Annotated in this window: 14 protein-coding genes and 1 pseudogene; all 15 read left to right on the top strand. The window is 71.3% G+C overall.

Features of this window, described 5'->3' with window-relative positions:
- Window positions 1-475, top strand: a pseudogene (locus tag H0524_RS14765) (amidohydrolase family protein); the annotation flags it as partial.
- A gap of 58 nt (window positions 476-533) precedes the next feature.
- Entirely contained in the window at window positions 534-1,694 is a 1,161-nt protein-coding gene (gene carA, locus H0524_RS14760) for a glutamine-hydrolyzing carbamoyl-phosphate synthase small subunit (RefSeq protein ID WP_180199154.1), read from the top strand.
- Complete coding sequence (carB, locus tag H0524_RS14755; RefSeq protein WP_180199153.1) at window positions 1,687-5,034, top strand: carbamoyl-phosphate synthase large subunit; 3,348 nt, start codon at window positions 1,687-1,689, stop codon at window positions 5,032-5,034. Before carA ends, carB begins: the two co-directional genes overlap by 8 nt.
- Window positions 5,035-5,077: 43 nt before the next feature.
- Window positions 5,078-6,094 carry a quinone-dependent dihydroorotate dehydrogenase gene (locus H0524_RS14750; RefSeq protein WP_180199152.1) on the top strand — a complete coding sequence of 339 codons (1,017 nt, stop codon included), beginning with the start codon at window positions 5,078-5,080 and terminating at the stop codon, window positions 6,092-6,094.
- A gap of 115 nt (window positions 6,095-6,209) precedes the next feature.
- Window positions 6,210-7,484, top strand: a complete 1,275-nt coding sequence (locus H0524_RS14745; RefSeq protein WP_180199151.1) for an adenosylmethionine--8-amino-7-oxononanoate transaminase — start codon at window positions 6,210-6,212, stop codon at window positions 7,482-7,484.
- A 201-nt stretch (window positions 7,485-7,685) separates the two neighbouring features.
- Window positions 7,686-8,522: an orotidine-5'-phosphate decarboxylase gene (gene pyrF, locus H0524_RS14740; protein WP_180199150.1), complete on the top strand. Its 837-nt coding sequence runs from the start codon at window positions 7,686-7,688 to the stop codon at window positions 8,520-8,522.
- 177 nt (window positions 8,523-8,699) lie between these two features.
- Window positions 8,700-9,017, top strand: coding sequence for an integration host factor, actinobacterial type (gene mihF, locus H0524_RS14735; protein ID WP_007458370.1), 318 nt, complete (start codon window positions 8,700-8,702; stop codon window positions 9,015-9,017).
- A gap of 26 nt (window positions 9,018-9,043) precedes the next feature.
- Window positions 9,044-9,577 carry a guanylate kinase gene (locus tag H0524_RS14730; protein ID WP_180199149.1) on the top strand — a complete coding sequence of 178 codons (534 nt, stop codon included), beginning with the start codon at window positions 9,044-9,046 and terminating at the stop codon, window positions 9,575-9,577.
- A 43-nt stretch (window positions 9,578-9,620) separates the two neighbouring features.
- Window positions 9,621-9,887, top strand: a complete 267-nt coding sequence (rpoZ, locus tag H0524_RS14725; RefSeq protein ID WP_011905754.1) for a DNA-directed RNA polymerase subunit omega — start codon at window positions 9,621-9,623, stop codon at window positions 9,885-9,887.
- Window positions 9,888-9,900: 13 nt separating this feature from the next.
- Window positions 9,901-11,112, top strand: coding sequence for a bifunctional phosphopantothenoylcysteine decarboxylase/phosphopantothenate--cysteine ligase CoaBC (gene coaBC, locus H0524_RS14720; protein WP_180199148.1), 1,212 nt, complete (start codon window positions 9,901-9,903; stop codon window positions 11,110-11,112).
- A gap of 86 nt (window positions 11,113-11,198) precedes the next feature.
- A complete protein-coding gene (metK, locus tag H0524_RS14715; RefSeq protein ID WP_018725679.1) occupies window positions 11,199-12,398 on the top strand; it encodes a methionine adenosyltransferase in 1,200 nt (399 codons plus the stop codon).
- Between the two features lie 59 nt (window positions 12,399-12,457).
- Window positions 12,458-14,416, top strand: coding sequence for a primosomal protein N' (locus H0524_RS14710; RefSeq protein WP_180199147.1), 1,959 nt, complete (start codon window positions 12,458-12,460; stop codon window positions 14,414-14,416).
- A 256-nt stretch (window positions 14,417-14,672) separates the two neighbouring features.
- Window positions 14,673-15,650 carry an AAA family ATPase gene (locus H0524_RS14705; RefSeq protein WP_180199146.1) on the top strand — a complete coding sequence of 326 codons (978 nt, stop codon included), beginning with the start codon at window positions 14,673-14,675 and terminating at the stop codon, window positions 15,648-15,650.
- A 101-nt stretch (window positions 15,651-15,751) separates the two neighbouring features.
- Window positions 15,752-17,017 (top strand): cytochrome P450, encoded by a 1,266-nt coding sequence (locus tag H0524_RS14700; protein WP_180199145.1) that lies wholly within the window; start codon window positions 15,752-15,754, stop codon window positions 17,015-17,017.
- Between the two features lie 47 nt (window positions 17,018-17,064).
- Window positions 17,065-17,625: a peptide deformylase gene (gene def / locus H0524_RS14695; protein WP_180199144.1), complete on the top strand. Its 561-nt coding sequence runs from the start codon at window positions 17,065-17,067 to the stop codon at window positions 17,623-17,625.
- Window positions 17,626-17,629: the final 4 nt, after the last annotated feature.

The raw sequence follows: 17,629 nt of genomic DNA, 5'->3' as shown, positions 1-17,629 counted from the left end.
CTACGACCCGGTCTACAAGGTCAACCCGCCGCTGCGGACGGCCACCGATGTCGCCGCGCTGCGCACCGCGCTGGCCGAGGGGGTGGTGGACATCGTCGCCACCGACCACGCCCCGCACGCCGTGGAGGACAAGGAGTGCGAGTGGGCGTACGCCCGGCCGGGAATGCTCGGCCTGGAGACGGCGCTCTCCATCACGCTGGACGTGCTCGGCCCGCGGTGGGACCTCATCGCCGAGCGGATGTCCCGCACCCCCGCCCGGATCGCTGGCCTCACCGAACACGGCCACGACCCGGCACCGGGCGCACCGGCGAACCTGACCCTGGTGGATCCGGCGGCGCGTCGCGTCGTCGAGCCGACCGAGCTGGCCAGCCGCAGCTGCAACACCCCGTACGCCCGCATGACGCTGCCGGGTCGCATCGTGGCGACCTTCCTGCGCGGCGAGGCGACGGTTCTGGACGGAAAGGCAGTGAAGTGATGCGAGTACGGAGTGCGGTGGGGCAGTGCCGCGTGGCCCGGAGTGCGGGGTGCGTGGCGTGAGGCGGCGATCGGCGATTCTCGTCCTGGAGGACGGGCGCACGTTCCACGGCGAGGCGTACGGCAGCGTCGGGGAGACCTTCGGCGAGGCGGTCTTCAACACCGGAATGACCGGCTACCAGGAGACGCTCACCGACCCGTCCTACCACCGGCAGGTGGTGGTGCAGACCGCGCCGCACATCGGCAACACCGGGGTAAACGGCGAGGATGACGAGTCCGGCCGGATCTGGGTCGCCGGTTACGTGGTCCGTGACCCTGCCCGGATCGGCTCGAACTGGCGAGCCACCGGTGGCCTGGAGGAGCGGCTCGCCGCCGAGGGCGTGGTCGGCATCAGCGGCGTGGACACCCGGGCGCTCACCCGGCACCTGCGGGAGCGGGGCGCGATGCGGGTCGGGGTCTCCAGCGTCGAGACCGACCCGCAGGCGCTGCTGACCCGGGTCCGACAGGCCCCGCAGATGGTCGGCGCGGACCTCGCCGCCGAGGTGACCACCGGGCAGCCGTACGTGGTCGAGGCCGAGGGGGAGCACCGGTTCACCGTCGCCGCCCTGGATCTCGGCATCAAGCGGAACGTGCCCCGGCGGCTCGCGGCGCGGGGTGTCACCACCCATGTCCTGCCGGCTCACTCGGGCATCGACGAACTGCGGGCCACCGGCGCGGATGCGATCTTCCTCTCGCCCGGCCCCGGTGACCCGGCGACCGCCGACGGGCCGGTGGCCCTGGCGCGCGCGGCGCTCGCCAGCGGCGTGCCGCTGTTCGGCATCTGCTTCGGCAGCCAGATCCTTGGTCGGGCGCTGGGATTCGGCACGTACAAGCTCGGCTACGGCCACCGCGGGATCAACCAGCCGGTGCTCGACCGGGCCACCGGCAAGGTCGAGGTGACCAGCCACAACCACGGTTTCGCCGTCGCGTTCCCTGGTGTCGAGCCGGGGGCCGTCGTGCCGGACCGGGTGATCGAGTCCGAGTTCGGCGGGATCGAGGTCTCACACGTCTGCCTCAACGACAACGTGGTCGAGGGGCTGCGGGCGCGCGACGTGCCCGCCTTCACCGTTCAGTACCACCCGGAGGCGGCGGCCGGTCCGCACGACGCGGACTACCTGTTCGACCGCTTCGCCGAGCTCATCGAGGGTCGCAACCACAGCGGGGGGCGCACGAATGCCTAAGCGGACCGACCTCAAACACGTCCTGGTGATCGGCTCCGGGCCGATCGTGATCGGGCAGGCCTGCGAGTTCGACTACTCCGGCACCCAGGCGTGCCGGGTACTACGCAGCGAGGGGATCCGGGTCAGCCTGGTCAACTCGAACCCAGCGACGATCATGACCGATCCGGAGTTCGCCGACGCCACGTACGTCGAGCCGATCACCCCGGAGTTCGTCGAACTGGTCATCGCCAAGGAGCGGCCGGATGCGGTGCTGCCCACCCTGGGTGGCCAGACCGCACTGAACACGGCGGTCGCGCTGCACGAGGCCGGGGTACTGGAGAAGTACGGCGTCGAGTTGATCGGCGCGAACATCGACTCGATCCGCCGCGGTGAGGACCGGCAGCTGTTCAAGGACGTCGTCGCCAAGGCCGGGGTCCGGATCGGGGTCGAGGACCCGGCGACGCTGGTGCCGCGGTCCCGGGTCTGCCACTCGATGGACGAGGTCCGCGAGACGGTCGCCGAACTGGGCCTGCCGGCGGTGATCCGGCCGTCGTTCACGATGGGCGGCCTCGGCTCCGGCATGGCCCACACCGATACGGACCTGGAACGCATCGCCGGTGCCGGCCTGGCCGCCAGCCCGGTGCACGAGGTGCTCATCGAGGAGAGCGTGCTCGGCTGGAAGGAGTACGAGCTCGAGCTGATGCGCGACCGGCACGACAACGTCGTGGTGGTCTGTTCGATCGAGAACGTCGACCCGATGGGCGTGCACACCGGCGACAGCGTCACCGTGGCGCCGGCGATGACTCTCACCGACCGGGAGTACCAGCGCCTGCGGGACCTCGGCATCGCGGTGCTGCGCGAGGTCGGGGTGGACACCGGAGGCTGCAACATCCAGTTCGCGGTGAACCCGGCCGACGGCCGGATCGTCGTGATCGAGATGAACCCCCGGGTCTCCCGCTCGTCGGCGCTGGCCTCGAAGGCGACCGGCTTCCCGATCGCGAAGATCGCCGCGAGGCTGGCCATCGGCTACACCCTCGACGAGATCCCCAACGACATCACCCTGAAGACGCCGGCCGCGTTCGAGCCGACGTTGGACTACGTGGTGGTCAAGATTCCGCGCTTCGCGTTCGAGAAGTTCCCCGGCGCCGACCCGGAGCTGACCACCACCATGAAGTCGGTCGGTGAGGCGATGAGCCTGGGCCGCAACTTCACCGAGGCGCTGAACAAGGCGATGCGCTCGATGGAGACGAAGGCGGCCGGCTTCTGGACCGTGCCCGACCCGGCCGGTGCCACCCGGGAGGACACCCTCGCGGCGCTGCGGGTGCCGCACGACGGGCGGCTCTACACGGTGGAACGGGCGCTGCGGCTCGGCGCCTCGATCGCCGAGGTGGCGGCGGCCTCCGGTGGGATGGACCCGTGGTTCCTCGACCAGATCGCCGGCCTGGTGGAGTTGCGGGCCGAGATCGTGGACGCCCCGGTGCTCGATGCCGACCTGCTGCGCCGGGCCAAGCGGGCGGGGCTCTCCGACCGGCAGCTCGCCGCGTTGCGCCCGGAGCTGGCCGCCGAGGACGGGGTTCGGACGCTGCGGCACCGGTTGGGTGTCCGGCCGGTGTACAAGACCGTGGACACCTGCGCGGCGGAGTTCGAGGCGACGACGCCCTACCACTACTCCACCTACGACGCGGAGACCGAGGTGGTCGGGTCGGACCGGCCCAAGGTGCTGATCCTCGGCTCGGGGCCGAACCGGATCGGGCAGGGCATCGAGTTCGACTACTCCTGCGTGCACGCCGTGATGGCGTTGCGGGACGTCGGATACGAGACGGTCATGGTCAACTGCAACCCGGAGACCGTCTCCACCGACTACGACACCGCGAACCGGCTCTACTTCGAGCCGCTGACCTTCGAGGACGTCCTCGAGGTGTGGCACGCCGAGGACTCCACCGGCCGGGCGGCCGGTGGCCCCGGCGTGGTCGGGGTGGTCGTGCAGCTTGGTGGTCAGACCCCGTTGGGGCTGGCGCAGCGGCTCAAGGACGCCGGGGTGCCGGTCGTCGGTACCTCCCCGGAGTCGATCCATCTCGCCGAGGAGCGGGGGGCGTTCGGCGCGCTGCTGGCCCGCGCCGGGCTGCGGGCGCCGGCACACGGCACCGCCATCTCGTACGACGAGGCGAAGACGATCGCCGTCGAGATCGGTTATCCGGTGCTGGTCCGCCCCTCGTACGTGCTCGGTGGTCGGGGCATGGAGATCGTCTACGACGACGCCACGCTGCGTGACTACATCGGCCGGGCCACCGACATCTCCCCGGATCATCCGGTGCTGGTGGACCGGTTCCTCGATGACGCCATCGAGATCGACGTGGACGCGCTCTGCGACGCCGCCGGTGAGGTCTACCTCGGCGGGGTGATGGAGCACATCGAGGAGGCCGGGATCCACTCCGGCGACTCCTCCTGCGCGTTGCCGCCGATCACCCTGGCCGGTTCGCACGTCGCGGAGGTCCGTCGGTACACCGAGGAGATCGCCCGGGGCGTCGGCGTGCAGGGCCTGCTCAACGTGCAGTACGCCCTCAAGGACGACCAGCTCTGGGTGCTCGAGGCCAACCCGCGTGCGTCCCGGACCGTGCCGTTCGTCTCCAAGGCCACCGCGGTGCCGTTGGCCAAGGCGGCGGCGCGGATCGCGCTCGGAGCCACCATCGCCGAGCTGCGCGCCGAGGGCCTGCTCCCCGCCGACGGCGACGGCGGGACCCTCCCCGCGGATGCCCCGATCGCGGTCAAGGAGGCGGTGCTCCCGTTCAAGCGGTTCCGCACTCCGACCGGGAAGGGGATCGATTCGCTGCTCGGACCTGAGATGAAGTCCACCGGCGAGGTGATGGGCATCGACACGGCCTTCGGGTACGCCTTCGCCAAGTCGCAGTCGGCCACCTACGGCTCGTTGCCGACCAGCGGGAAGATCTTCGTGTCGGTCGCCAACCGGGACAAGCGTGGCATGATCTTCCCGATCAAGCGCCTGGCCGACCTGGGCTTCCAGCTGATCGCCACCACCGGCACCGCCGAGGTGCTGCGCCGGCACGGCGTCGCCTGCGAGCAGATCCGCAAGCACTACGAGTCGGGGGAGAGCGAGGACGCGGTCTCGCTGATCCGCTCCGGCGAGGTGGTGCTCGTGGTGAACACCCCCCAGGGTTCGGGAGCGAGCGCCCGCTCCGATGGCTACGAGATCCGCAGTGCCGCCGTGACGGCGGACATCCCCTGCATCACCACCGTCCCCGGCGCCGCCGCCGTGGTGATGGCGGTTGAGGCCCGGATCCGTGGTGACATGGTGGTCCGGCCGCTGCAGGCGCTGCACGCCTCGCTGCGGAGCGCCCGGTGAGCCCGAGCGGCCCGAGGTCGTTCATCCGCCCGGGGAGGATGGGGTGATCTTCGAACGGGTGGTGCGGCCACGGCTGTTCCGGCTGGGGGGCGGGGACGCGGAGGCGGCGCACGAGTTCACGGTACGGCGGCTGGCCGGCCTGGCTCGGGTGCCCGCGGCGCTGGCCGTGCTCCGGGCCCGGTACGGCGTTTCGGCTCCCCGAACGGTGTTCGGGCTCCGCTTCCCGAACCCGGTCGGGTTGGCCGCCGGGATGGACAAGAACGGGGTGGCGCTGCCGGCCTGGCCGGCGTTGGGCTTCGGTTTCGTCGAGGTGGGTACGGTCACCGCGCACCCGCAGCCGGGCAACCCGCGGCCGCGGCTGTTTCGGCTTCCCGAGAGCCGGGCGGTGGTGAACCGGATGGGCTTCAACAACGCCGGCGCCGACGCGCTCGCGGCACGGTTGGCGGCGCTGCCCCGCCCGCTCGGGGTGCCGCTGGGCATCTCCCTCGGCAAGTCCAAGGTCACCCCGCTCGAGGAGGCGGTTGCGGACTACCAGGCGTCGTATCAGGCCCTGCGCGGGTACGGCGACTACTTCGCGGTCAACGTCTCCTCGCCGAACACGCCGGGGCTGCGTGCGCTGCAGGACCGGGCGCATCTGGACGCCCTGTTGGCCGCTCTGGTCGGCGAGAAGCCGGTACTGGTGAAGATCGCCCCAGACCTTCCGGATCCGGCCATCGCGGAGCTGCTGGAGGTCTGCCTGGCCCGGGGTGCGGCGGGGGTGATCGCCACGAACACCACGCTCTCCCGCGACGGCCTCGCCCCTGTCGATCGGGCCGGCGGCGCCGAGGCGGGTGGGCTCTCCGGCCGCCCGTTGGCGCAGCGGGCCCGGGAGGTGGTCTCCTTCGTGCACGCCGAGACCGGCGGCCGGCTGCCGATCGTCGGCGTCGGCGGCATTCTCACTCCGGACGACGCCGAGCGCATGTTCGACGCGGGCGCGTCGTTGGTGCAGCTCTACACCGGTCTCATCTACCGGGGGCCGGCCTTGGTGCGGGCCGCCGCGGCGGCGGCCCGCACGCCGTGACACTGTGCCGGTGGTACTCGCCCGGTGACTGCGGACCGCCCGCCGGTCGTGCGCCGGGCTACTGGGACCCGAGGGCCGGTTGACGCGGTGACCGGCTGGTGAGGAGGCGACGTCGTTGACCCCGGAGGAGATCAGCGCCGCGGACGCGGCCCACGTGTGGCATCCGTACGCGGCGCTACCGCCGGCCACCCCGCCGTACGTCGTGGAGAGCGCCGCCGGGGTGCGGCTGCGCCTGGCGGACGGGCGGGAGCTGGTTGACGGGATGGCGTCGTGGTGGTCGGCGATCCACGGCTACCGGCACCCGGTGCTGGACGCGGCGGTGACCGACCAGCTCGGCCGGATGAGCCACGTGATGTTCGGCGGGCTCACCCACGAGCCGGCCGTCACGCTGGCCCGCACCCTCGTCGAGCTGGCGCCGGAGGGGTTGGAGCATGTCTTCCTGGCCGACTCCGGCTCGGTGAGTGTCGAGGTGGCCGTGAAGATGTGCCTGCAGTTCCAGCGGGCCACCGGCCGGCCGGAACGCCGTCGGCTGGGGACCTGGCGGGGTGGCTACCACGGCGACACGTTCCACCCGATGAGCGTCTGTGACCCGGAGGGGGGCATGCACCACCTCTGGGGGGAGCTACTGCCCCGGCAGGTTTTCGCGCCGGTGCCGCCCGCGGGGTTCACCGCACCGCCGGATCCGGCGTACGAGGCCGTCCTGGCGGACGCGGTCGCCCGGCACGCCCACGAACTGGCCGCGGTCATCGTCGAGCCGGTCGTCCAGGGGACCGGTGGCATGCGGTTCCACCACCCGCGCTACCTACAGGTGCTGCGGGAGGTCACCCGGGTCCACGGGGTTCTGTTGATCTTTGACGAGATCGCTACCGGGTTCGGTCGGACCGGGGCGATGTTCGCCGCCGAGCACGCCGGCGTAACGCCGGACGTGCTCTGTGCGGGCAAGGCGCTCACCGGGGGGTACCTCACCCTGGCCGCCGCCCTCTGCACCGCGGAGATCGCCCGTGGGATCTCCGCGGCCGGTGTGCTGGCGCATGGTCCGACCTTCATGGGTAATCCGCTCGCCTGCGCGGTGGCCAACGCCTCGCTCGGCCTGCTGCGGGCCGAGGACTGGTCGGCGCAGGTGGCGCGGATCGAGACGGGTCTGCGGTCCGGCCTGGAGCCGCTACGGGCGCAGCCGGGCGTCGCCGACGTCCGGGTGCTGGGCGCGATCGGCGTGGTGCAGCTCGACCATGAGGTGGACCTGCCGGCGGCGACCGCCGCGGCGGTCGCCGCCGGCGTCTGGCTGCGACCGTTCCGGGATCTGATTTACACCATGCCCCCGTACGTCACCGCGGACGCCGATCTGGCCCAGATCACCGCGGGGATCGCCGCCGCGGCTCGGGCGGGCTGATCCGCCGGCTGCGGCGGCGAGCGGGGCCGGGGCAGCGGGTGGGGCGTGCGGAACCCCGCCGGGCGGTGCGAACCCCGCCGGGTGGGGTGGGCGGTGCGGAGCCCGCCGGGTGGGGTGGGCGGTGCGGAGCCCGCCGGGTGCGGGCGGCATCAGCCGCCCGCGGAGACGACGCGTGCGTGGCACGCAAGAGGGAGGTCTGCGATGGAGAGCTTCGGCGCCCGGTTGCATCGGGCGGTTGGCGAGCGGGGTCCGCTCTGCGTGGGCATCGACCCGCACCCGGGTCTGCTTGCCCGGTGGGGCCTTGATGACGACATTCACGGTCTGGAGCGGTTCGCGGGCACGGTCGTGGAGGCGTTGGGGGACCGGGTCGCGGTGGTCAAGCCGCAGTCGGCCTTCTTCGAGCGGTTCGGGTCTCGGGGCGTGGCGGTCCTTGAGTCAACTATCCGACAGTTACGGGCGGCCGGTTCGCTCGTCCTCCTCGACGTCAAGCGTGGCGACATCGGCTCGACGGTCGCCGCATACGCCTCCGCGTACCTCGATCCATCGAGCCCACTGCATGTCGACGCGGTGACGGTGAGCCCGTATCTCGGGGTGGGCGCGCTCGCCCCGATGTTCGAGCTGGCCACCGCGCAGGGCGGCGGAGTCTTCGTGCTGGCGCTCACCTCCAATCCCGAGGGCACCGCGGTGCAGCGGGCTCGCACCGCCGACGGGCGGACCGTCGCACAGCTGGTCATCGACGAGATTTCCCAGCTCAACGTGGGTGCGCAACCACTGGGCAGCGTGGGGTTGGTGGTGGGGGCGACCGTCGGTGCGACGGGTCACGATCTCACCGCGGTCAACGGTCCGCTGCTCGCTCCGGGCCTGGGAGCGCAGGGCGCCAGCGCCGCTGACCTCCGGGTGGTCTTCGGCTCCAGCCTGCCCGCCGTACTGCCCACATACTCCCGTGAGGTGCTTGCCGCGGGGCCCGATCTGGCGGCGCTTCGGGACGCCGCGGACCGGGTCCTGGCCGAGTGCCGAGCGGCTTTGACCGGTTCGTAACTGACTGACGGCTCGGTCACTTTCCGCCGATCTTCGCGTGCCCACGTTGCCGAATGCGCCGTTGACCGCTAGTTTTCCCGGCGCTGGGAACCTTGGGCCTCCCTGGTTCGCAGCGACACCACGTTTCACAGTGCGGCGGTGCGTTCGCCCGTCGCGATAGGGACCTGAGGAGAACTGGTGCCGCTCCCGTCACTGACCCCTGAGCAGCGCGCAGCAGCGCTGGAGAAGGCCGCGGAGATCCGCAAGGCCCGTGCTGAGCTGAAGGAGCAGCTCAAGCAGGGCAAGACAACGCTCGGAGCCGTTCTCGAGCGGGCCGAGTCCGACGATGTCGTCGGCAAGCTGAAGGTATCCGCTGTCCTGCAGGCGATGCCGGGAATCGGCAAGATCCGGGCGACCCAGATCATGGAGAAGCTCAAGATCGCCGATAGCCGGCGCCTGCGTGGGCTCGGCGAACAGCAGCGCAAGGCCCTGCTTGGGGAGTTCGCCGCCAACTGAGGTCGGCAGCCGTGTAGAAACGAGCAGTGAGCACGGATGGTGAGGCGCGCCCGGCGGCCCGGCTCACCATCCTGACCGGACCGTCGGGTTCCGGTCGGGATGGTGTCGCTGGGTTGGTCCGGGCGCGCCTGCCTACTGTGTGGACGCCGGTGCCGGTGACCACCCGCCCCCGGCGGGATGGCGAGGTGGCCGGGGTCGACCGGGTCTTCCTCGACCCGACCGAGTTCGACCGGCTGCTGGCCGCCGGCGATCTGCTGGAATGGAGCCAGATCGGCCGGTACCGGCGCGGTACGCCGGGGCAACCCCTGCGGTCCCGACTGGCCGCTGGGGCGCCGGCTCTGCTCCCGATGGATCTGGCCGGGGCGCTGCGGCTGCGGGTCGTGTTGCCGACGGCCCGGTTGGTGCTGCTGCACCCACCCGGCTCGGTGACCGATCCGGTCACCGAGCCGCATTTCGCGCATACCATCGTGCATGGCCGGACTGCGCAGGTCGTGGACGAGCTGGTAGGATTGTTCGGTTCGTCATTCATAGCTCCGGCGCGACCGCGCGTGCGCGGTTGACCGCCAGCACCGCGAGCGGTGTCACAGACGCAGAGGTCAACACGTGGGATCCATCGCCACCAACCCCGAAGGCATCACCAACCCGCCGATCGACGAGCTCCTCGAGAAGACCACGTCGAAATACGCGCTGGTCATCTTCGCCGCCAAGCGGGCCCGTCAGGTCAACGCCTACTACAGCCAGCTCGGTGAGGGCCTGCTGGAGTACGTCGGCCCGCTGGTCGAGACGACCCCGCAGGAGAAGCCGCTCTCGATCGCCATGCGGGAGATCAACGGGGGCCTGCTCACCGCTGAGCCCACCGACCAGCCGTAGCGCGTACCCAACGATGTCCCCCCGGATCATCCTCGGGGTCGGTGGCGGGATCGCCGCGTACAAGGCCTGCGAGCTGCTGCGGCTCTTCACCGAGTCCGGTCACCGCGTCCGGGTCGTGCCGACCGCATCGGCGCTCCACTTCGTCGGGGCCGCGACCTGGTCGGCGCTCTCCGGTCAACCCGTCGCCGACGACGTCTGGTCCGACGTGCACGAGGTGCCGCACGTGCGGCTGGGTCAGCAGGCGGACCTGGTCGTGGTGGCTCCGGCCACCACCGACCTGCTCGCGCGGGCCGCTCATGGGCTCGCGGACGACCTGCTCACCAACACTCTGCTGACGGCTCGCTGCCCGGTGGTCCTGGCGCCGGCGATGCATACCGAGATGTGGGAACATCCGGCGACGGTGGCCAACGTGGCGACGCTGCGCTCCCGTGGGGTGCGGGTCGTCGAGCCGGCGGTCGGCCGGCTCACCGGAACGGACACCGGCAAGGGGCGGCTACCGGACCCGGCGGAGCTCTTCGCCGTGGCCCGACGCGTTCTCGCTCGCGACGCCGCCGCCCCAGCGGACCTCACCGGGAAGCACGTGCTCGTCACCGCCGGGGGCACCCGGGAGCCGCTTGACCCGGTCCGGTTTCTCGGTAATCGCTCCTCTGGCAAGCAGGGGTACGCGTTCGCCCGCGCCGCGGTGGCGCGAGGAGCCCGGGTCACCCTGGTCTCCGCCAACGTCGCGCTGCCCGATCCGGCCGGCGTGGACCTGGTACGGGTCGGTACGACCGCCGAGCTGCGCGACGCCACGTTGACGGCTGCCGACCGCGCGGACGCGGTGGTGCTGGCGGCGGCTCCCGCCGATTTCCGTCCGGCGACGTACGCGACTGGCAAAATCAAGAAGTCGGACGACGGCAGCGCGCCCACAATTGAGCTCGTCGCGAACCCGGACATCGCCGCCGAGCTCGGGAAGCGTCGTCGCCCGGAGCAGGTGCTGGTGGTCTTCGCCGCGGAGACCAGTGACGCCGAGGCCAACGGTCGAGCCAAGCTCGCCCGTAAGCGGGCGGATCTCATCGTCATCAACGAGGTCGGCCCGGACCGGGTTTTTGGCGCCGACACCAACGCGGCGACTGTCATCGGCGCGGACGGATCGGTCAGCCGGATGCCCGAGCAGTCCAAGGAAGACCTCGCCGACGGTGTCTGGGACCTCATCGTCTCCCGGCTGGCCGGCTGTCCCGGATAGCTGGATCAGTGCGCGATAGGGGGATCCGGTACCGGGCGCGAGTGACTAAACTGCCGCGGAACGAGTTTCCCTGACTTAGGAGTGCCGTGACACGCCGCCTCTTCACTTCCGAATCGGTCACCGAAGGTCACCCTGACAAGATTGCTGACCAGATCAGTGACGGGATCCTCGATGCGTTGCTGGCAGAGGACCCGCGTAGCCGGGTTGCAGTGGAGACGCTGATCACAACCGGTCAGGTGCATGTTGCGGGTGAGGTAACCACCCAGGCCTACGCCGACATCCCGTCGATCGTGCGTCGGACGATTCTGGATATTGGTTACGACTCGTCGCGAAAGGGCTTCGACGGGGCGTCCTGCGGGGTAAGTGTGTCGATTGGGTCACAGTCGGCAGATATCGCCCAGGGCGTCGACAACGCGTTTGAGCTGCGTACCGGTGCGTCCGAGCACGTGTTGGATGCGCAGGGCGCTGGCGACCAGGGGATGATGTTCGGGTTCGCCTGCTCGGAGACCCCGGAGTTGATGCCGATGCCGATCGCGTTGGCGCATCGGCTGTCCCGCCGCCTGGCACAGGTGCGGCGCGACGGTGTGGTGCCGTACCTGCGTCCGGATGGCAAGACGCAGGTGACGGTGGAGTACGAGGGACTGCGGCCGGTGCGGCTGAACACCGTGCTGGTGTCGTCGCAGCACGCGGCAGATGTGTCGCTGGAGTCGCTGCTGACGCCGGACATCCGGGAGCACGTGATCGCACCGGAGGTCGAGAGTCTCGGGCTGGGGCTGGACACCGAAGACTACCGGCTGCTGGTGAATCCGACGGGCCGGTTCGAGGTTGGCGGCCCGATGGGAGATGCGGGCCTGACCGGCCGGAAGATCATCGTGGACACCTACGGCGGGTACGCGCGGCACGGCGGCGGAGCGTTCTCGGGCAAGGACCCATCCAAGGTGGACCGCTCGGCGGCGTACGCGATGCGGTGGGTGGCCAAGAACGTGGTGGCGGCCGGGCTGGCGGAGCGGTGCGAGGCGCAGGTGGCGTACGCCATCGGCAAGGCGCAGCCGGTGAGCCTGTTCCTGGAGACGTTCGGCACCGAGACGGTGCCGGTGGAGCGGATCGAGAAGGCGGTGACGGAGGTGTTCGACCTTCGGCCGGCGGCGATCATCCGGGACCTGAAGTTGATGCGGCCGATCTACTCGCAGACCGCGGCGTACGGACACTTCGGTCGAGAACTTCCCGACTTCACCTGGGAGAGCACCGACCGCGCCGCTGACCTCAAGTCGGTAGCGGGCGCCTGAGTAATACCCCGCGTAGCGACCGGCGGCCCGCGAACGGGTCGCCGGTCGCTCGTGTCTGCGTGGACGTTCCCCTGGCCCACCTCGATCGACCCTTCGACTACCTGGTGCCCGAGGCGCTCGATGTCGATGCTGTTCCCGGCACCCGGGTGAAGGTCCGCTTCGCCGGTCAGCTCGTCAACGGCTGGCTGTTGGAGCGGGTGAGCGAATCCGCCCACCCCCGGCTCGCGTACCTGGAGAAGGTCGTCTCCCCGGAGCCGGCCCTCGCTCCGGAGATCGCCCGCCTGGCCCGCGCCGTCGCCGACCGGTACGCCGGCAGCCTTGCCGACGTGCTTCGCCTCGCTGTTCCGCCCCGGCACGCCCGGGTCGAGAAGGAGCCGCAACCGCCCCCCGCGGCGGATCCGGCCGGGCCGGATGCGGGAATCGGGCCGGATGCGGGAATCGGGCCGGATGCGGGAATCGGGCCGGTTGATCCGGTTGGTTGGTCGGGCTACCCGACTGGCCCAGCCCTCCTGCGGGCCCTCGCCGACGGCCGTGCCCCCCGCGCGGTCTGGTCCGCTCTGCCGGGGGAGGAGTGGCCCGCCCGCTACGCCGAGGCGGTCGCGGCGACCGTCGCCGGTGGCCGGAGCGCGGTCGTGGTCGTCGCCGACGCCCGGGACCTCGACCGGCTCGACTCGGCGTTGACCGCCGTGCTCGGCCCCGGCCGGCACGTCCAACTGACCGCCGCGCTCGGTCCGGCCCGCCGCTACCGGGCGTTCCTCGCCGCCCGGCGGGGTCAGGTACCGGTGGTGATCGGCACCCGGGCCGCCATGTTCGCGCCGGTGCCGCGACTCGGTCTCGTCGCCATCTGGGACGACGGTGACGACCTGCACGCCGAGCCCCGCGCCCCCTACCCGCACGCCCGCGAGGTGTTGCTGACCCGCGCCCAGCTGACTGGCGCCGCTGCCCTGATCGGCGGTTATGCCCGAACCGCCGAGGCGCAGCTGCTCGTGGAGACCGGGTGGGCCCGCGAGGTCACGGCCGCCCGCGCCGCCGTCCGGGCGCGGATGCCGGCGATCGCCCCCACCGGCGACGACCCCCAGCTGGCCCGGGACCCGGGTGCAGCTACCGCCCGGTTGCCCAGCCTGGCCTGGACCGTGGCGCGCGCTGCCCTCTCCGCCGATGCGCCGGTCCTCGTCCAGGTGCCGCGGCGTGGCTATCTGCCGGCGGTGGCGTGCGCCACCTGCCGGGCTCCGGCGCGCTGCCTGCACTGCGCCGGGCCGCTCGCGCTTCCCTCGGCGCGGGGCGCGCCGGTCTGCCGCTGGTGCGCCCGCGTCGCCGCCGCATACGCCTGTCCGGAGTGCCGGGGCCGGCGGTTACGCGCCTCGGTCACCGGTGCCCGACGGACGGCGGAGGAACTGGGCCGGGCCTTTCCCGGTGTGCCGGTGCGCACCTCTGGGCGGGAGGAGGTCCTCGCGACGGTCCCCGGTGGCGCCGGGTTGGTCATCACCACCCCGGGTGCCGAGCCGGTGGCCGATGGCGGTTATGGGGCGGTGTTGCTGCTGGACTCGTGGGCCCTGTTGACCCGGGCCGATCTGCGGGCGGGGGAGGAGGCGCTGCGGCGCTGGCTCGCCGCCGCCGCCCTGGCCCGCCCCGGGTCGGACGGCGGCCGGGTGGTGGTGGTCGCCGACGGTGCGCTCGCCCCGGTGCAGGCACTTCTCCGCTGGGACGCTGGCTGGTTCGCGGCCCGCGAACTCGCCGAACGCCGGGAGCTCGGTTTTCCACCGGCGGTGCGGATGGCGAGCGTCACCGGGCCGCCGACGGCCGTCGCCGAGTTGCTCGACGAGTCCCGGCTACCGGCGGAGGCGGAGCTGCTGGGCCCGGTGCCCGCCGACGGCGACCGGGAACGGATGCTGGTCCGGGTTCCCCGTGCCCGGGCCGCGGCCCTGGCCGCCGCCCTGCACTCGGCGGCCGGGGTGCGCACCGCCCGTAAGGCTGCTGATCCACTCCGGCTCCAGGTCGACCCGCTGACCCTCTTCTGATCCAACAACTCAGCGGAAGACGACAGTTACTGAGGGTTGCCGAAGTCGTCGCGACGGACACGCTGTGTGGGGATGGGGGCGGATCCGGGTGGTAGCATCGCCCCTCATGTCGGGCCGGATAAAGGCTCAGGTCATGGTGTGTCGTTCGATACGCCCGGCCGGAGCCGGCGCCGGTTCAACGGCGATGGCGACGGAGCGCGTCGGGTGGCGCGGTGCCGGCGAGTGTTAACAGCCCGCAATCATAGGTGGACCAGTCGTGATCGTTCCTCAATCGATTGTCTTCAACGGCGACCTCGGCAGTGGCAAGAGCACCGTCTCCGTGGAGATCGCCGAGCGCCTCGGCATGCGTCGGGTCAGCGTGGGTGATCTCTACCGGCAGATGGCCCAGGAGCGGCAGATGACCGCGCTCCAGCTCAACCTGCACGCCGAACTGGATCAGGCCGTGGACGGCTATGTCGACCAACTCCAACGGGATATCGCGGCCTCCGGCGAGTGCCTGGTGATGGACTCGCGGCTCGCCTGGCACTTCTTCACCGACGCGCTCAAGGTGCACATGATCACCGAGCCCGGGGAGGCTGCCCGGCGGGTGCTGCTGCGTCCATCTGGCCCGGCCGAGCAGTACACCTCCCTGGAGGAGGCGAAGGCCCGGCTCATGGAGCGCAGCGAAAGTGAGCGGAACCGGTTCATCATCCGCTACGGCGTGGACAAGGCCCAGCTGCGCAACTACGACCTGATCTGTGACACCACCCGGGCTGGCGCCGCCGAGGTGATCGAGCACATCGTCGCCGCGTACGAAGGACGGCTCTGCCCCGAGGTGCTGCGGGAGGCTCCGCCGCTGCTGCTGCTCGACCCGGCCCGGGTGTACCCGACCGAGGACATCGTCACCCTCCGCGGCCGGTGGGACGACGCGTCCGGCGGCGATGCCGCCGCGGCTGGCGACGAGCCGCTGGAGCCGCTGCGGATTGGTTACACCGGGGAGCACTTCTTCGTTGTGGACGGGCACCGTCGACTCAGCGCCGCGTTGCAGGACGGGTGCCGGCTGGTGCCCGCCCGGCTCGTCGCCGAGGTTGACGAGCCCGTCGTCGGTGGGATGAGTGCGATCGACTACTTCGCGGCCCAGGTCCGGCCCAGCATGATCCACGATTGGTCGGCCGCGCACGGGATCGATCTGCCGCTGCCCGAACCGGCCCTGTTGGGCGGCGGTGCGGTGTTGGCGGGGGAGCCCGGCGTCTGAGCGCCAGGCCGCCATCCCCGTCAACCCCGGACGCAGGGGGTTACGGCCCGCCGACTGAGCGTGCATGATGGGCCACCTGACCCTGATATAGGAGGTGGCGAATGGATGCATCTGAGGCGGTCACACTGCTGATGTCACCGTCGGGCCGGCTCGACCCCTATCCCACGTACGAGCGGTTGCGCGCGCACGGACCGGTGGTTCCGACGGCGGCCGGCTTCTTCGTGGTCACCGGGTACACCGAGGCCGACACGGTGTTGCGAAGCCCCCGGTTCGGGGTGATGGACGACGAAGAGCGCGACGGTGTCTTCCCGCATTGGCAGGAGAGCCCGGCGATGATGTCGATCTCCCGGTCGATGATCCGGGCCAATCCGCCGGACCACAGCCGAATGCGCCGGTTGGCCGCGAAGGCGTTCACCCCGCGCCGGGTCGCCGCCCTCCGCGAGGTGGTAGCCGCCCAGGCCGACGGTCTGGTCGACGAGATGATCCGGGCCGGTCGGGGCGGTGCTCCGGTGGACTTCCTGAGCAGCTTCGCCTATCCGTTGCCGGTCGCGGTGATCTGCGCCCTGCTCGGGGTACCGGCGGCTGACTGGGCTCAGTTTCGGCGCTGGGCCAGTGATCTGACCGGCGTTCTGGAGCCGGAGATCACCCCGCAGGAGTTGGCCGTCGCCGACGCTGGCGCCGGTGAGCTGCGCGACTACTTCACCGAGCTGGTCGCCCAGCGCCGCCGAACCCCCGCCGACGATCTGACCACCGCCCTGGTGCAGGCGCACGACGCCGACGGTGACCGGCTGTCCGGCGAGGAGCTGCTGGCCAACCTCGTGTTGCTGTTGGTCGCGGGCTTCGAGACCACCACGAACCTGCTCGGCAACGGTCTGGTCGTGCTCCTGGACCACCCCGACTCGGTGACCGCCCTGCGGGATCAGCCCGAGCTCGCTCCCGGCTACGTGGAGGAGCTGCTGCGGTACGACTCACCCGTGCAGTTGACCACCCGTACTATCCGCGAGTCGGTGCCTCTCGCCGGGGTTGAGCTGCCCGCGGGGAGCTGGCTGCTGGTGCTGCTCGGCGCGGCCAACCGCGACCCGGCGCGGTTTACTGATCCGGCTCGGTTCGACCCGCGGCGGGCCCAGTCGCCCCCGCTGTCCTTCGGCGCCGGCGCGCACTACTGCCTCGGCGCCGGGCTGGCCCGGCTGGAGGCCCAGGTCGCCTTTCCGCTGTTGCTGCGCCGGCTGCCCGAGCTCGCGCTGGCCGGCGAGCCCACCCGCCGGAACCGGCTGACCCTGCGTGGCTACGAGACGCTTCCGGTGACCGTCGGTGCCGTAGCCGCTGATCACGGTACGCCGGCCGGGGTCGCTCTGGGCACTCCGTAGACTGGTACGGCACGCCCGTTGCCAAGCCCACGAAGGAGCCAATCCGCGTGACCGTCCAGCCCATCCGCCTCTTCGGCGACCCGGTGCTGCGCACGCCGGCCGACCCGGTGGTCGACTTCGATGTCGAACTGCGCAAGCTTGTCGCTGACCTGATCGACACGATGCGTGAGCAGAACGGCGCCGGTCTGGCCGCGCCGCAGCTCGGCGTGGGCCTGCGGGTGTTCGCCTTCGACGTGGACGACATGGTCGGTCACCTGGTCAACCCGGTGTTGGAGTTCCCCGACGCCGAGGAGCAGGACGGCCCGGAAGGCTGCCTGTCGCTGCCGGGTCTGTACTTCGACACGAAGCGCCGGCAGAACGTGGTTGCCAAGGGCTTCAACGGCTACGGCGATCCGGTGCAGATCGTCGGTACCGGTTTGATGTCCCGCTGCGTGCAGCACGAGACCGACCACCTGGACGGGGTGTTGTTCATCGACCGGCTCGATCCGGCCGGCCGCAAGGCGGCGATGAAGGAGATCCGCCGGGCCGAGTGGTACGACCCGGCGGCCCCGCCGACGGTGAAGCTCAGCCCGCACGCCGCCGCCAACCCGTTCGGCCTGGGGCGGTGACCGG

This window comes from Salinispora sp. H7-4 (genome assembly GCF_013416675.1).
GTDB lineage: Bacteria > Actinomycetota > Actinomycetes > Mycobacteriales > Micromonosporaceae > Micromonospora > Micromonospora vitiensis.
Note: the sequence above shows the minus strand (reverse complement) of the source record. Positions and strands in the feature narration are given on the sequence as shown.

What these genes read in the sequence shown, in the direction of transcription:
- H0524_RS14700 (WP_180199145.1), top strand. Translation starts at nt 15,752, where the DNA reads ATGGATGCATCTGAGGCGGTCACACTGCTGATGTCACCGTCGGGCCGG.
- carB (WP_180199153.1), top strand. Translation starts at nt 1,687, where the DNA reads ATGCCTAAGCGGACCGACCTCAAACACGTCCTGGTGATCGGCTCCGGG.
- coaBC (WP_180199148.1), top strand. Translation starts at nt 9,901, where the DNA reads ATGTCCCCCCGGATCATCCTCGGGGTCGGTGGCGGGATCGCCGCGTAC.
- pyrF (WP_180199150.1), top strand. Translation starts at nt 7,686, where the DNA reads ATGGAGAGCTTCGGCGCCCGGTTGCATCGGGCGGTTGGCGAGCGGGGT.